General features: G+C 39.0%; 16 protein-coding genes and 3 tRNA genes. 9 read left to right on the top strand and 10 right to left on the bottom strand.

The annotated features are described in order from the left end of the window. Nucleotides 1-161: 161 nt before the first annotated feature. The 8 genes from carA to A9970_RS24135 all read right to left on the bottom strand — a co-directional run bounded on the left by carA (nucleotide 162) and on the right by A9970_RS24135 (nucleotide 4,435). Nucleotides 162-1,262 carry a glutamine-hydrolyzing carbamoyl-phosphate synthase small subunit gene (gene carA, locus A9970_RS24170; RefSeq protein ID WP_075993402.1) on the bottom strand — a complete coding sequence of 367 codons (1,101 nt, stop codon included), beginning with the start codon at nucleotides 1,260-1,262 and terminating at the stop codon, nucleotides 162-164. A 226-nt stretch (nucleotides 1,263-1,488) separates the two neighbouring features. Further along, a complete protein-coding gene (locus A9970_RS24165) occupies nucleotides 1,489-1,800 on the bottom strand; it encodes a DUF2752 domain-containing protein (RefSeq protein ID WP_182984018.1) in 312 nt (103 codons plus the stop codon). Then, nucleotides 1,800-2,156, bottom strand: coding sequence for an NINE protein (locus tag A9970_RS24160; RefSeq protein WP_088162229.1), 357 nt, complete (start codon nucleotides 2,154-2,156; stop codon nucleotides 1,800-1,802). Before A9970_RS24160 ends, A9970_RS24165 begins: the two co-directional genes overlap by 1 nt. A gap of 177 nt (nucleotides 2,157-2,333) precedes the next feature. Then, nucleotides 2,334-3,332, bottom strand: a complete 999-nt coding sequence (gene obgE / locus A9970_RS24155) for a GTPase ObgE (RefSeq protein WP_046675449.1) — start codon at nucleotides 3,330-3,332, stop codon at nucleotides 2,334-2,336. A gap of 36 nt (nucleotides 3,333-3,368) precedes the next feature. Beyond that, nucleotides 3,369-3,938, bottom strand: coding sequence for an adenylate kinase (locus tag A9970_RS24150; protein ID WP_046675448.1), 570 nt, complete (start codon nucleotides 3,936-3,938; stop codon nucleotides 3,369-3,371). Nucleotides 3,939-4,012: 74 nt separating this feature from the next. Then, a tRNA-Arg gene (locus tag A9970_RS24145) sits at nucleotides 4,013-4,086 on the bottom strand. Between the two features lie 172 nt (nucleotides 4,087-4,258). Continuing rightward, nucleotides 4,259-4,332, bottom strand: a tRNA-Arg gene (locus A9970_RS24140). Between the two features lie 29 nt (nucleotides 4,333-4,361). Further along, nucleotides 4,362-4,435: transfer RNA gene (locus A9970_RS24135), tRNA-Arg, on the bottom strand. A gap of 187 nt (nucleotides 4,436-4,622) precedes the next feature. On the opposite strand from A9970_RS24135, the gene A9970_RS24130 reads away from it, so the two are divergent. Beyond that, nucleotides 4,623-5,456, top strand: coding sequence for an alpha/beta fold hydrolase (locus tag A9970_RS24130; protein WP_088163631.1), 834 nt, complete (start codon nucleotides 4,623-4,625; stop codon nucleotides 5,454-5,456). Between the two features lie 104 nt (nucleotides 5,457-5,560). On the opposite strand, the gene A9970_RS24125 is transcribed toward A9970_RS24130, so the two are convergent. Continuing rightward, a complete protein-coding gene (locus A9970_RS24125) occupies nucleotides 5,561-5,896 on the bottom strand; it encodes a DUF3276 family protein (protein WP_075993406.1) in 336 nt (111 codons plus the stop codon). A 266-nt stretch (nucleotides 5,897-6,162) separates the two neighbouring features. Here A9970_RS24125 and A9970_RS24120 point away from each other — a divergent pair, with 266 nt between their 5' ends. From A9970_RS24120 to A9970_RS24095, 6 genes are all read left to right on the top strand, one after another. Beyond that, nucleotides 6,163-7,044 (top strand): LiaF transmembrane domain-containing protein, encoded by an 882-nt coding sequence (locus tag A9970_RS24120; RefSeq protein ID WP_182984017.1) that lies wholly within the window; start codon nucleotides 6,163-6,165, stop codon nucleotides 7,042-7,044. A gap of 3 nt (nucleotides 7,045-7,047) precedes the next feature. Beyond that, the gene (locus A9970_RS24115; protein ID WP_120332608.1) at nucleotides 7,048-8,094 is read left to right on the top strand and encodes a sensor histidine kinase; all 1,047 of its coding nucleotides are present in this window, start codon (nucleotides 7,048-7,050) and stop codon (nucleotides 8,092-8,094) included. Continuing rightward, complete coding sequence (locus tag A9970_RS24110; protein WP_153845850.1) at nucleotides 8,087-8,827, top strand: LytTR family DNA-binding domain-containing protein; 741 nt, start codon at nucleotides 8,087-8,089, stop codon at nucleotides 8,825-8,827. Before A9970_RS24115 ends, A9970_RS24110 begins: the two co-directional genes overlap by 8 nt. Nucleotides 8,828-8,858: 31 nt before the next feature. Next, nucleotides 8,859-10,289 carry a serine hydrolase gene (locus tag A9970_RS24105; protein WP_182984016.1) on the top strand — a complete coding sequence of 477 codons (1,431 nt, stop codon included), beginning with the start codon at nucleotides 8,859-8,861 and terminating at the stop codon, nucleotides 10,287-10,289. Nucleotides 10,290-10,442: 153 nt separating this feature from the next. Further along, the gene (locus A9970_RS24100; protein WP_182984015.1) at nucleotides 10,443-11,417 is read left to right on the top strand and encodes a D-glycerate dehydrogenase; all 975 of its coding nucleotides are present in this window, start codon (nucleotides 10,443-10,445) and stop codon (nucleotides 11,415-11,417) included. Further along, on the top strand, nucleotides 11,414-11,572 hold the full coding sequence (locus tag A9970_RS24095) for a hypothetical protein (protein ID WP_182984014.1): 159 nt from the start codon (nucleotides 11,414-11,416) through the stop codon (nucleotides 11,570-11,572). Before A9970_RS24100 ends, A9970_RS24095 begins: the two co-directional genes overlap by 4 nt. Here A9970_RS24095 and A9970_RS24090 read toward each other — a convergent pair. Beyond that, complete coding sequence (locus tag A9970_RS24090) at nucleotides 11,569-12,426, bottom strand: mechanosensitive ion channel family protein (protein ID WP_153845847.1); 858 nt, start codon at nucleotides 12,424-12,426, stop codon at nucleotides 11,569-11,571. The two genes, A9970_RS24095 and A9970_RS24090, sit on opposite strands and share 4 nt — an antisense overlap. A gap of 143 nt (nucleotides 12,427-12,569) precedes the next feature. Here A9970_RS24090 and A9970_RS24085 point away from each other — a divergent pair, with 143 nt between their 5' ends. Both A9970_RS24085 and A9970_RS24080 read left to right on the top strand, forming a co-directional pair. Continuing rightward, nucleotides 12,570-13,436 carry an AraC family transcriptional regulator gene (locus A9970_RS24085; protein WP_153845846.1) on the top strand — a complete coding sequence of 289 codons (867 nt, stop codon included), beginning with the start codon at nucleotides 12,570-12,572 and terminating at the stop codon, nucleotides 13,434-13,436. Nucleotides 13,437-13,438: 2 nt separating this feature from the next. Further along, a complete protein-coding gene (locus A9970_RS24080; RefSeq protein WP_046675442.1) occupies nucleotides 13,439-13,864 on the top strand; it encodes a DUF983 domain-containing protein in 426 nt (141 codons plus the stop codon).

Genomic DNA, 13,864 nt, shown 5'->3' with positions numbered 1-13,864 from the left:
ACTCTTGTCTACAGACATTTTTCACAATCAAATATAATAAAAAATGTATTTATTCCCCTATTTATTATGAATAAAATATGCCCCATCGGCATAACTGTTCAAATAAATACAATAAAAAACCCTTCAAGATCTGAAGGGTTTTTTATATAATATTGTACAACTTAGTTTTTGATCATCGCTACAAAATCATCAAACAAGTAGCGCGAGTCATGTGGACCCGGTGATGATTCTGGGTGATATTGCACCGAAAATGCTTTCTGTCCTTTGATACGGATACCTTCGATAGACTGATCGTTCAAATTAACGTGTGTAATTTCGACGTTCTCAGAATTTTGGATATCTTCAGCCACAACCCCAAAACCGTGGTTCTGCGAAGTGATTTCACAACGATTAGCGATAATGTTCTTCACTGGGTGATTGATACCACGGTGTCCGTTATGCAATTTGCTTGTGCGGATACCATTTGCCAATGCTAAGATCTGGTGACCTAAACAAATACCAAACATTGGTTTATTTGCATTCAAAATAGCTTTTACCGTATCGATTGCATAATCCATTGGTGCTGGATCGCCAGGGCCATTGGAAATAAAATAACCGTCCGGATTCCATTTCTCCATTTCCTCAAATGTTGTTTTCGCTGGAAAAACCTTCGTATATACATCACGAGCCTCAAAATTGCGTAAGATATTTTTCTTGATTCCCAAGTCCAAAACTGCCACACGTAACGAAGCATTTTCATTACCGAAGAAATAAGGCTCGGCTGTTGTTACTTTTGAAGACAGCTCAAGTCCATCCATTGAAGGAACTTCAGCCAATTGACGTTTTAATTCTTCAACATCCAATGTTTCTGAAGAAATAATCGCATTCATCGCACCTTTATCACGGATATGTCGCACCAATGAACGGGTATCCACATCAGAAATACCAACTAAATTACCCTCTTCAAAGTAGCTTTGGATAGATTCATCAGCCATTTTACGGCTATAGTTGATGTTGTAGTTCTTACAAACTAGTCCCGCAATCTGAATTTGATTTGATTCGGTATCATCCTCATCAATACCATAGTTACCAATATGAGCATTGGTGGTTACCATGATTTGTCCAAAATAAGATGGATCTGTGAAAATCTCTTGATAACCAGTTGTTCCTGTATTGAAACAGATTTCCCCAGTAGTCGTACCAATTTTACCAGCGGCTTTACCGTGATAAACTGTACCATCTTCTAAAACTAAAATTGCAGGCAATTTGCTGTAGTTGGTCATTATCGATGTAATATTATAAAATGTGTATCCTTACTTTTATGAATTTTAAAGCGTTCTTGATTGGATATAAAAAAAGCCCTCAAATGGGCTAAATATCAATTAACAATGCATCATCACGATTGACAAACCGTTCCCTAAGGCACCTACCAATAAAGACTCTACTCTAATTTTCACGGGAGACAAAGTTACGACATATCACTTAAAAGTGAAAACATTTTTTATTTTTTTATTCTTCAACTAATCCCTTCCTCCAAAACGCTGCAAAGTCTCTCAAAATCAGACCTGTCAATAGCGGAACAAACATATAAATCAGCGGATTCTCTAGCCACGCTTCTCGAAACTCCAAGCGCAACAAGGCAATCAGCGCGGTCGTAAGACCACATCCCGGACAATCATAGCCACTCGCAGCCTTCCAAAGGCAAGGAACAAGAATATGGATATCCGTGAAAAGATATAAGCCTATAGCAATCCCGAAATACCCCAATACCAACGAATAGATCCAATGATATTTAAGGTATTTCAGTAGGATATAAACCATTAATTATTGTTTATAGGACTCTTAATGTAATTGCCATCTGCATCCTTATATTTACCGACAAGAATCATAATCAAATCAATTAAATACCAGATACCACAACCGCCCAAGGTAAGCAGCTGAATAACGGCAGTACCAATTTGCCCCAAATAGAACCGATGTGCTCCAAAAGGGCCTAGAAAAAAGCAAAATAACAATGCCGGCAACCATCTGTCATCCTGAAACGTGTTATTTTGTTGCTGAAAGGGTTGGTTGGCATAAAATATAGGCTGTCTTACGCCACAATAGGGGCAAACCTCGGCCTTGATATTGATCAACTTGCCGCATTCTACGCAATACTTTTCGTCTTCTGTTTTCATTTAGATTTAATTTGGTAATGGGGCTAAAAACCAGCCTTCCATCCGGGATAAAATAATAGCATGAAATTAACAAAAAAACTTATAAAATGTTCTTTTTTTAGCAACATATAGCATTTAATAGAAACAGAAAAGGCGCTTCACGGTGTGGAGCGCCTTTTCTATTTATATATTCAACCTTTAGGAGTTGATTGCTTTCCAGATCATATCTTTCAATGGTAATATATTTTTACCTGTCACCGAAGAAATGAAAATATAGGGTACATCTTCCGGTAGCTCCTGCTCCATTTCCTTCTCCAGCTCCTCATCGAGCATATCAGACTTGGTAATAGCCAGCAATTTGGGTTTATCTGCCAATTCCGGATTATATGCAGTCAGTTCATTCAATAAGATTGCGTACTCCTCACGGATCGTCCGATCGGTATCGGCCGGCACCATAAACAGCAAAACAGAATTTCGCTCGATATGCCGCAAGAAACGATACCCTAATCCCTTTCCTTCTGAAGCCCCTTCGATAATACCCGGAATATCGGCCATAACAAAGGAACGGTTATCCCGGTAGCTCACCATACCCAAATTAGGCACCAGTGTTGTAAAGGGGTAATTCGCGATTTCTGGTTTCGCAGCAGAGACGACTGACAACAACGTTGATTTACCAGCATTTGGGAATCCAACCAACCCAACATCAGCAAGAACCTTCAATTCGAGAATCATCCACTGTTCTTTACCAGGAAGACCAGGTTGCGAAAACCGTGGTGTCTGCTGCGTTGGCGACTTAAAATGCCAATTACCTAGCCCCCCTTTTCCTCCCGGAACCAATATTCTGGTTTCACCGTCTTCTGTGATATCGAACAACACCTCTCCCGTCTCTGCATCCTTCGCAATTGTACCCAATGGCACTTCCAAGATCTCATCACGTCCAGTTGCCCCCGTACGCAAAGAACTGCCGCCAGACTCACCGTTTGACGCAATAATATGCTTACGATATTTTAAATGGAGTAACGTCCAGAGATTAGTCGTTCCTTTCAGTATAATATGCCCTCCACGACCGCCGTCACCACCATCGGGTCCACCGGTAGCTGTGTGCTTGTCACGGTGCAAATGAGCCGAACCTGCCCCACCATGTCCAGAACGACAACACACTTTCACATAATCAACAAAATTCGAACCTTGCGCCATTACAATTTATTACAGTCTAAAAAGTACTTATTTTAATTAATAATTATCGATGATATCTGTTAAACTTTTAAAGATAGAATCGATATCACCGATACCATTCACTTTAGAAAGTTTACCTTGTGCCTCATAATACGGCAACACATGAATCGTCTTCGTGAAATATTCATCAATACGCTTCACCAATTTATCAGCATCATCATCCGCACGACCAGAAATTTCCTTACGTTTAGCGATGCGTGCTTTCAATTCATCCTCATTCACATCCAGTGCGATTACTACCGAGATTGAGGTATTGATACCTTCTAAAAAAGCATCCAATGCCTCAGCTTGAGCAACAGTACGAGGAAATCCATCAAAAATAAATCCTTTTGCATCCGGATTTTTCTTTACTTCCTCTTCCAGCATTGCTATAGTAATCGAATCTGGCACTAAATTTCCCTCAGCAATAATCTGGCTCACTTGTTGACCAAGTGGCGTTTGACCTTTAATATGTGCTCTAAAAATATCACCAGTGGAAACATGAACCAATTGATATTTTTCAATAAGCTTTGCAGATTGGGTTCCCTTACCTGCACCCGGAGGGCCAAATATTACAAGGTTTAGCATAGTTTTATTTAAGAAATTAAAACGAGTTAAAAAATAAAAGCCTAATCACAGATGATGACTAGGCTTTTCAGTTGTGCGCTCCAAGGGAGTCGAACCCCTAACCTTCTGATCCGTAGTCAGATGCTCTATCCAATTGAGCTAGGAGCGCAATAAACCATTACGTTTAGAACTCTGTCCCATGTGTTTTGGTGACGCAAATATAGTCAGAATTCGTTTTTTTACAAATTTTTTTTCAAAAAGACGTCCCCTCCTTCCATCGACTGCCCTGCAATAATGCTTCTAAAAACAAAAAGCCAATCAAATTGACTGGCTTTTATTTGTGCACTCCAAGGGAGTCGAACCCCTAACCTTCTGATCCGTAGTCAGACGCTCTATCCAATTGAGCTAGGAATGCCTCTTTAAAAAATACAAAAACTGTATTTGTGCGCACCAAGGGAGTCGAACCCCTAACCTTCTGATTCGTAGTCAGATGCTCTATCCAATTGAGCTAGGAGCGCTAGGCAACCAAAACAAATCCGTTATCCTTTTCCGTTTTGGTGATGCAAATATCGTTATATTTATCGATTTAACAAACATTTTTTCTCTTTTTTAAACTTTATACAACAACATTTCTTTTATCTCGTTGATAATATTATATTTAAAATATCAACTTTTTTTTTCAGACACGGACAAATGTTAGCATTCATGAGCAAAAGAGAATTAAAACTCAGTAAAATTCGCATCGGAGATATCAGTATCTCTTACTATATTCGCCCAAGCAAATTATACCCCTCTCCGAAAACAGTCATTTTCATCCATGGTTTCCCCTTCAACAAAAACACCTGGAAACAACAACTCCTACAACTCGACGAAGATTATACAGGCATCGCCATTGATGTTCGAGGACATGGCCTAAGTACCAATGGACATGGTTTTTTCTCCGTCGATGTTTTTGCCAAAGATCTTGTGGAGTTTATTCGTAAACTCGACCTCAATCATGTCATCCTTTGTGGAATCTCTATGGGTGGCTACATCGCCCTCAGAACCTATGAACTGATCGGACAACAGCTCAAAGGACTTATCCTCTGTGACACGAATTCTCTTTCCGACGACAACAAAGGCAAACAAAAGCGTTTTGATTCCATTCAGGCTTTATTAAAATATGGCAGAAGACCATTTGCCATTGGCTTTATCGCAAACGTGTTTCACGATAAAACAATCCGTGAAAACCCCGAAGCTGTTGAACTCATCAAAAGCTGTATTCGCAGAAATGAAGTCGCCAGCATTTGCGCGACACAACTCGCTCTTGCTTCACGAACAGATACAACCCATTCGTTGAAGACAATTATTATTCCAACACTGATCATAAAAGGTAAACACGACAAGTTGATGAGCGAAGAGCAAACAAATATCCTTATCGAAAATATACCCGACGTCCGCTATATGGAGTTTGAAGAATCCGGGCACCTGCCAAATCTCGAGGAACCCGAAAAATTCAATGCGGTGCTCAATGATTTCCTGCGAAATATACCATTATAACCATCACCTTGGTCGTCAAGTGCGGCATCGAATATAAAACCATAAAAAAAGCCACAACAGTGGCTTTTATTTCTTTTTTTCATTAAGATTTCGTTCTACGGATACTAGAACGAAAAATCATCTTTTGACCGAACATCCGCTTCCTCAGCGTATGCATCATCAAAGTTAGGCTCATAACGTTTCTCGATTACTTCCTGATTAGACTTGATGTAATTAACCACATCCGTCAAACCATCAGCGAATTTCTCAAAATCTTCTTTATATAAGAAAATCTTATGCTTAATAAACTGGCCATCCTCAAAGCGCTTCTTGCTTTCTGTGATAGTAATGTAGTAATCGTTCGATCGAGTTGCTTTTACATCAAAAAAATAAGTACGCTTACCTGCTCTCACCTTTTTTGAAAAAACTTCTTCACGTTCTTTGTTTTCAAAATCTCCCATTGGTTGTTATTTAAGTTTAAAGTAATCTTAATCTTTGATAAATATATAATAATTCATTTTAATACACCAAATAATATTAAAAAAAAAGACAATTACGCATAAAAATGGCAGTTCACTTCTATTTATAGCCGGGATAAAAAATAAACAACAAGATTTTTTACCGACGAAATCATTACATTTACCGAAAATATAAGTTGTATTACCTAAAGCAAATATGTAGAATATATTTGTGCCTCTATCTTTGAGTCATAAATAGTAAAAACATTATGGAAAAAGAACCCATCATACCAAACAGCAATAATAGCCGCAATATTGTAGGAGCGATTGTGATCATCGTAGGTATATTCTTATTATTGAATAACCTAAATTTAGGAAGCTGGTTTCCGGATTGGTTATTTGGCTGGCAAACGATATTAATCATCATTGGATTGGTCATCGGTATAAATTCCCAATTTCAGAAAAAATCGGCAATTATCCTACTGATCATAGGCGGAGCAAGCCTTATTTCAAGAATGATGCGCACAGACTTTGGTTCCGTAACCGTCCCAATCATCATCATTTCTCTCGGGATTTACTTTATCATGAGCAAAAGGAAACCTCCGATGGCTCCTCCAACCTTCCCTAATCCGCCGCAAGGCTCTTACGACTGGGATAAGCGAGTCAATGTACCTTCGGAGGGTGTTACAGATAGCAGTCTTACTGACCAGGAATCAAGACCATTTAACGAACAATACGGTTCAAGCCAACAAGCCTCGCCTAATCAGCAGGCTTTTGGCGACAAAGATAAAGATTCCTTTCACCAGTCATTTGAGGACAACCTCAATCTGAACACCATCTTTGCAGGCCAAAAGAAAGTAATCTATTCCAAACATTTTAGAGGGGGCAATTTGACCAATGTATTTGGAAGTGTAGAGCTGGATTTAACAAAAGCAGATATTCAGCAGCCTATTGTGATCGATACATTCCAATTGTTTGGCAGCGCACGTATTATTATACCTCCGCATTGGACGGTATTTAGCAACGTCGCCTCAATCTTGGGTTCTGTCGATGACCGCCGGTTCCAAACGATTTATAACCCCGATACAGATAAAAAAATCTATATAACAGGCACCTGTATTTTAGGTAATTTAACCATAAAAAATGCTTAATAGATGAAAAGTAAGCTGTTCCTCAGTGTTAAAAGTCGATTAATTGGCATTATCTGCATATCCGTATTTATCGGATATCTCGCGTTACAGTATTTATTGATGCTTCGTTCTGGTTTTGACCAACAACTCGCATTCAAAGATTCATTCATAAACAGTATTGTTATGATGTTTTGCTGTTATGGCATGTCATCAGCACTCAATTTCTATACCCCACAACCCCGGGAGATTTGGAAGGTACTCATCATCGGTTTAATCATGGGCGCAATAAGCATCGCATTAAGCCGATTCTTGATGAGTTACTTTATCCAATCGACCTTTACCCCTTTGCTGGATTTAACATTACCCTATCGGGGTATCGTTAACTTCCTCATTTTGACTTCTGTTGCCATTATCAATATCGTTTGGAATATTCAGGAAGACAACATCAACAATATCAAGCGGAAGCAGGAATCCGAAAATTTACTTCGGGAAGCCGAACTGTATAATTTAAGACAACAGTTACAGCCTCATTTCCTGTTCAATAGCCTCAACTCCATTATAGCACTTATTGGTGCCAATCCGGATGAAGCCCGAAACATGACATTCCAACTATCGGACTTTTTAAGAGGAACATTAAGAAAAGAAAACAATCAAATTATCACACTTGAAGAAGAGCTCGATCACCTTCAACTTTATCTCGATATTGAAAAAGTACGCTTCGGTCATCGACTAAATACATCCATCTCTTCCTCAGAAGAAATTTTCAACAATAGATTACCAGCCATGATTATTCAACCACTGGTAGAAAATGCGATTAAACACGGCTTATACAATGTAACGGATCAAGTAGAAATTAAAATAAAATGCCATTCGAATGATGGTCAGCTGCTGATTCAGATTACCAACCCCTTCGACACCGAAGAACAGTCAAAACCGAAAAAAGGCACCGGATTTGGGCTATCGAGCATTCAGCGCAGATTATATCTCCTGTATGGAAGAAATGATCTACTGGAAACTCAAATTCAGGACAACATATTTATTAGCACCCTAAAAATACCTCAATATGATTAAAGTCGTTATTATCGATGATGAACCCCTTGCACGCTCCATTATTGCGGGTTACCTAAAAAATGAAGACGATATATCCATCATGGCAGAATGCGGTGATGGCTTTGAAGCAGTTAAGGCTATCCATGCGCACGAACCGGATTTAATTTTTCTGGACGTACAAATGCCCAAATTGACCGGATTTGAAATGCTTGAACTCGTTGACGATCCTCCTGCAGTCATCTTTACGACCGCTTTTGACGAATACGCCTTGAAAGCTTTCGAAAAGAACGCCCTGGATTATCTATTAAAACCGGTATCACCAACACGATTCAAAAAAGCTTTAGAAAAATTCAGAACAAGCTACTCCGCACCTGAGAAAAAAGTCCAACCCAACTACGAAGTACTTACGGCGCAAGACGAAACAAAAATCGACCGTATTGTTGTAAAAACAGGCACCCAGATCAAGATTATTCCGATTGATACAGTCAAATATCTGGAGTCTTATGATGATTATGTTAAAATTCATACCAAAGATGGCATGTACCTGAAAAATAAAACAATGGCATTTTTTGAAAAATCTTTGGATCCAAATCAATTTGTCCGCATACACCGTTCTTTTATCATTAAAGTGGATCAGTTGGCCAAATTGGAACCTTATGAAAAGGATTCTTATATTGCTGCACTGACATCGGGCGAAAAGCTCAATATCAGTAAATCAGGCTATGCACGATTAAAACAATTGATTGGAATTTAAACATTCCGTAGATTTGTGCCCATCAATAGTTATGAAACATTTTATTACAATAGTATTGCTGGGCATCACATCTTACTCCTTTGCCCAAACGAATCCTGAGGAACAGGTCAACAGAGGAGTTTATAATAGGCTGGAATTTTTTATCAATTCCCAGATGACAGACTCTGCCTATAATTTGGCCAGTAATTCCTTCAAACAACAATTTAGCCTAGCCAAATTCACCCAAGTACTACAGGAGTTCTATCCCTTAGGAAGAGTAAAAAGCTCAACGATAAAAGAATTTGAAAAAGGGCTTGCAACTTATCAGATGGACTTCGACAGCAAATCGTATGAGGTTCTTTTTGCAACAGATACAAGTCTAAAATTCAATACATTAAAATTCACTCCTTTGGCAATAAAGCCTCAAGTGGAAAAAACTATTGTGGTACCTGCCACACAGAAATCAGTCGATAACGACGATCTTTTTGTTGATTCAGTTGCAAATGCCTATTTGAAACAACAAAATACGCAATCACTTGCAATTGGCATTCTAAAAAATGGACAAACCAAAACCTATTTCTATGGCGAGACGGCCAAAGGCAACCAAACTCCGCCTACAAAAACGTCTATTTATGAGATCGGTTCACTGAGCAAAGTTTTTACGGCTATACTTTTGTCAAATCTTGTCGAAGAAGGAACGATAACCTTAGATCAGCCTATCGCGCTATTTCTCCCTGATACACTCAAGAAAAATGAAGAGCTTTCGAAAATAACGTTTCAAATGCTGGCCAATCATACCTCTGGCTTACCTAGACTTCCTGACAATCTTGACAAAGTAAAAGGATTTAACGAAAACGATCCCTACAAAACATACGACAAAAAAGCACTTTATAATTACCTCGCAAGCTTTAAAAATAAAAAAAATCCAGGTGAAGAATATGAGTACAGCAATCTTGGTTACGCCGTATTAGGAGACATTATATGCAGTATCTATAAAAAAAGTTATGATCAGCTTGTAAAAGACATTATCTGTAAACCACTTGAAATGAGTAATACCTTTCAAGTATTAGACCCTAAAAGAAAAGATACTTTTAAAGTATATAACAAAGAAGGCCAAGAAGTAGTTCCTTGGTCATTTGACTCTTTCGGTCCCGCTGGCGGATTAAAATCGACTCTGGAGGATCTGCTTAAATTTGCGAATGCACAATTTAAGATGCCGCAGACTCCCTTGGAAAATGCGATGGCAAATACCCGGTTATTTACATTTTTTCTACCCCCAGACACAGACCTGGGACTCGCATGGCATATGAATTTGATTGACGACCTAACGGTTTATTGGCACAATGGCGGAACTGCTGGAAGCAGCTCCTATCTAGCCTTATCGCCCGACAAAAAAAGTGGCGTAGTCATCTTGTCCAATTCAGCCATCTCTGCCGATGACAAGGGTAAAGCTATCTTGGATTACCTACTCCGTAAAAAGTAAAGTTCAAAAAACAAGAAATAATGAGCCATATTGAAACAACAATATGGCTTTTTTTGTTGTAATAGCGATGAGTGATCATTAATTTTGAAGATAGGACAAAACAAATGGATTCAGAGGAATCAACCAACAACAAGCTAAACAGCATCTATTTACATGAAGATATTTATCACTAAAAAAATTCCACAAAAAGGCATAGATCTATTAAAATCTGCAGGGCACGACATTTCTATACACGATTCAAGCACCCCCCTATCCGAAACGGAGCTTATCAAAGCTAGCCAACAGGCCGACTATGTCCTTAACGGTGGGATGCAAAAGTTTGATGCTAATTTTTTTCAAAACTGCCCCAACCTAAAAGCCCTATCTCTCATGAGCGTCGGCTATGACAATGTGGATATCTCAGCCGCAACACAGCATGGAATACCCGTAAGCAATACACCAGGCATCCTTTCGGGAGCAACAGCAGACGTTGCTTTCCTCTTGATGCTATCGGTATCGCGGAAAGCATTTTTCAACCACAAAAGAATTTTGCAGGGCGAATGGAAAGGTTTTGATCCCACTGCAAACCTAGGCGTCGAGCTCAATAACAAAACACTGGGCATCTATGGACTGGGACGAATTGGCTTTGAATTCGCCAGAAAAGCCAAAGCAGCGTATAACATGGAAATTATCTATTACAATCGGAGCCGTAATGAGGAAGCTGAACAAATTCTTGGCGCACGATATGTTAATTTCGACGATCTGCTCACGCGGAGCGATGTACTTTCAATCCATGCAGCTTTGACTGCGGAGACTAAAAACCGGTTTGACAAAAATACGTTTACGCGCATGAAAAACTCCGCTATATTAGTGAATACTGCTAGGGGCGGATTGGTCAATGAATTGGATCTAACAGAAGCCCTGCAGACTGGCCAATTATGGGGAGCCGGGCTTGATGTAACAGACCCGGAGCCGATGGATCCAAAAAACCCACTCTTAACGATGGAAAATGTTTGTATCCTGCCGCACATCGGCTCTGCCACCGTAGAAACAAGGGATAATATGGCACTTATGGCCGCCAGCAATGTACTGGCAGCAATCAAAGGCGAAAAAATGCCACAAATTATCAATAAAGAAATATATCAATGAAACGAAGATTTTTTCAGCTTTTAAATAGCTTAAATAAAGCCATCTTACCAAAATACGGTAAGATGGATCCGTTAAAATTAAAAAAGCACCAGCAGGCTATCATTGCCTACAGGTACTTTGTCCTTATACATGCATTGGAAACGAACCAGGACTAAGCTTTTGCAGTTCCTTGGTCACTTGAATTTGAAACAATGCTAATCTGCGTCGGATTGGAAGATAAACTAATATCGTTCCTTTCCAGCTCCAACATAATCTTTTCCTGCATCGAGTTTCGAGCAGCGACATAATGCTCTCTTTTCGTCCAGGCACGAACGGTCAATACCATGGCACTATCTCCCAATTCTTTGATGAAAACAGTTGGCTCCGGAGTTGTCAACACATTCTCATTCGAACGGAGAACCCTTAATATGATATCTTTCGCTTCTTTCACGTTTTTATCATACGAGATACTGATGGTATATTCAAACATCCGTTGCACAATTTTCGTATAATTTTTGATAACCGAATTAGCCAAGGGGCCATTAGGACTAAAAACACGTACCCCATCATCCCCTATTAAAGTAGAATACAAGATATCAATCCTTTCTACCGTACCTGCGGTACCATTTGCGCTCGAAATTGAATCTCCCACTTCAAAAGGCCTAAACATCAATATGAGCACTCCGCCAGCAAAATTGCTCAAGCTGCCCTGAAGTGCCATACCAACAGCCAATCCAAAAGCAGACAATGCAGCGATAAACGAGGTTGTCTGAATCCCAATCTGGCTGGCTACAGTAAGAAGCAACATCACCCACATGACAATCTTGACGATGCTAGAGATAAAAGCCCGGATCGAAGGATCCACATTTTTCCTTTCAAAACGTTTATGTAATAATCGGTCCACAAAACCAATCACATATTTACCAAGAATCAATAGGATAATCCCCCCTATAATCCCCGGAATAGACTCAATCACAATGTCTGTCAAACGCCCAAATCTCGTTTCTAGGCTATTCAAATTACTTTCCATTTATAAATATATTTTAAAATTTTAGACACAAGGATTGTTCCAACATCGCCCACGCACTATCAAAAGATCAAAATCATTGAAAAATACCACAAAAGAACAAATAAACACCACTATTAAAAGAATATTTAGTGTAATTTTGCTGTATGAATAGAAAAAACACCATTCCTATCATTGATAGTTGTAGTATTGATCTCAACAATAATACAACGATTCATATTGATGATCTAAAAGAATATATCATCAAGCATCAGGATATGGTGTTTCCTCACAAACATAATTTTTTTCATTTTGTACTATTCACTAAAGGCTCAGGGGAACACATTATCGATTTCAATCATTACAACATTGAACCATATCAAATCTATTTTATGGTACCGGGCCAGGTTCATACCTGGAACTTTACAGGTGACGAAGATGGTTATGTTGTCAATTTTTCCATTGATTACTTTCAGTCTTTTCTCTTACGGACCGATTACCTGGAGCGCTTTAGCTTTTTACAGGGTAAAATTGAACATCTGATATTTGTTTTAGCTGAACAATATCGACCCCAGGCGACGGCTATTCTCGATCAAATCTTATCTGCAAAAGCGGAACGATTACCAGAAGACTATATCCGTACACTTTTATTGCAGTTTATATTATATATATCGATTGCTACAGAAAAGGATCATCAAGAACACAGTACGCCATATAATCACAAGATATTCAATAGTTTTCAGCAATTGGTTGAACAGCAATTCAAGTCTACCAAATTGCCCAGTGTGTACGCAGATCAGTTATTTATTACGCCCAATCATCTGAATGCAATCTGCAAATCCTATATTGGACAATCTGCTGGAGAAATCATCCGGAACCGCATTGTCCTTGAAGCGAAGCGGCTCCTGGTCAATAGAAATTTAAATATTACCGAAATTGCAGATGAGCTGCAATTTAAGGACAACTCATACTTTACTAAATTTTTCAAAAAATCCGCTGGGCTCACACCAGAAGAGTTCAGAAAACAACTATAACTATGGAAGAGGTTAAATACGAATTATCTGAATTTAAAGCAGCATGGCAAGCAAAATGTCCAAGATGCAGAATCGGCCATGTGTATCAAGGGCCTGCATACGGTCTGAAAGTACAAAAAATGAATAGCCATTGCGAATACTGTGGACTTCGTTACGAACGTGAGCCAGGTTATTTTTATGGTGCCATGTATGTTACCTATGCGTTCTCCATCGCCGAAATGGTTACTGCCTGTATGGCAACCTATATCCTAACAGGCAATGATTCTTCTTTTATACTTTATGCAACAGTTGCTATCATGAGCGTTGTTTTAATGTCGCCATTCAACTACCGCTATTCCCGTATCATACTGATGTATTGGTTAACTCCGGGCTTAAGATATGATCCGAATGTCAAAAAAAAGGAAGTTGATGTGAAGGCTTCAGCATAA

Origin of the sequence: Sphingobacterium sp. UME9, from assembly GCF_014170215.1 — a bacterium.
GTDB classification, from domain to species: domain Bacteria; phylum Bacteroidota; class Bacteroidia; order Sphingobacteriales; family Sphingobacteriaceae; genus Sphingobacterium; species Sphingobacterium paramultivorum.
The sequence above is the reverse complement of the archived record's forward strand: the minus strand, read 5'-3'. Positions and strand labels throughout refer to the sequence as shown.

Bases quoted from the DNA above. Each gene is read 5' to 3' on its own strand.
- carA (WP_075993402.1), bottom strand. From the start codon at position 1,262: ATGACCAACTACAGCAAATTGCCTGCAATTTTAGTTTTAGAAGATGGT.
- A9970_RS24165 (WP_182984018.1), bottom strand. From the start codon at position 1,800: ATGGTTTATATCCTACTGAAATACCTTAAATATCATTGGATCTATTCG.
- A9970_RS24160 (WP_088162229.1), bottom strand. From the start codon at position 2,156: ATGAAAACAGAAGACGAAAAGTATTGCGTAGAATGCGGCAAGTTGATC.
- obgE (WP_046675449.1), bottom strand. From the start codon at position 3,332: ATGGCGCAAGGTTCGAATTTTGTTGATTATGTGAAAGTGTGTTGTCGT.
- A9970_RS24150 (WP_046675448.1), bottom strand. From the start codon at position 3,938: ATGCTAAACCTTGTAATATTTGGCCCTCCGGGTGCAGGTAAGGGAACC.
- A9970_RS24130 (WP_088163631.1), top strand. From the start codon at position 4,623: ATGAGCAAAAGAGAATTAAAACTCAGTAAAATTCGCATCGGAGATATC.
- A9970_RS24125 (WP_075993406.1), bottom strand. From the start codon at position 5,896: ATGGGAGATTTTGAAAACAAAGAACGTGAAGAAGTTTTTTCAAAAAAG.
- A9970_RS24120 (WP_182984017.1), top strand. From the start codon at position 6,163: ATGGAAAAAGAACCCATCATACCAAACAGCAATAATAGCCGCAATATT.
- A9970_RS24115 (WP_120332608.1), top strand. From the start codon at position 7,048: ATGAAAAGTAAGCTGTTCCTCAGTGTTAAAAGTCGATTAATTGGCATT.
- A9970_RS24110 (WP_153845850.1), top strand. From the start codon at position 8,087: ATGATTAAAGTCGTTATTATCGATGATGAACCCCTTGCACGCTCCATT.
- A9970_RS24105 (WP_182984016.1), top strand. From the start codon at position 8,859: ATGAAACATTTTATTACAATAGTATTGCTGGGCATCACATCTTACTCC.
- A9970_RS24100 (WP_182984015.1), top strand. From the start codon at position 10,443: ATGAAGATATTTATCACTAAAAAAATTCCACAAAAAGGCATAGATCTA.
- A9970_RS24095 (WP_182984014.1), top strand. From the start codon at position 11,414: ATGAAACGAAGATTTTTTCAGCTTTTAAATAGCTTAAATAAAGCCATC.
- A9970_RS24090 (WP_153845847.1), bottom strand. From the start codon at position 12,426: ATGGAAAGTAATTTGAATAGCCTAGAAACGAGATTTGGGCGTTTGACA.
- A9970_RS24085 (WP_153845846.1), top strand. From the start codon at position 12,570: ATGAATAGAAAAAACACCATTCCTATCATTGATAGTTGTAGTATTGAT.
- A9970_RS24080 (WP_046675442.1), top strand. From the start codon at position 13,439: ATGGAAGAGGTTAAATACGAATTATCTGAATTTAAAGCAGCATGGCAA.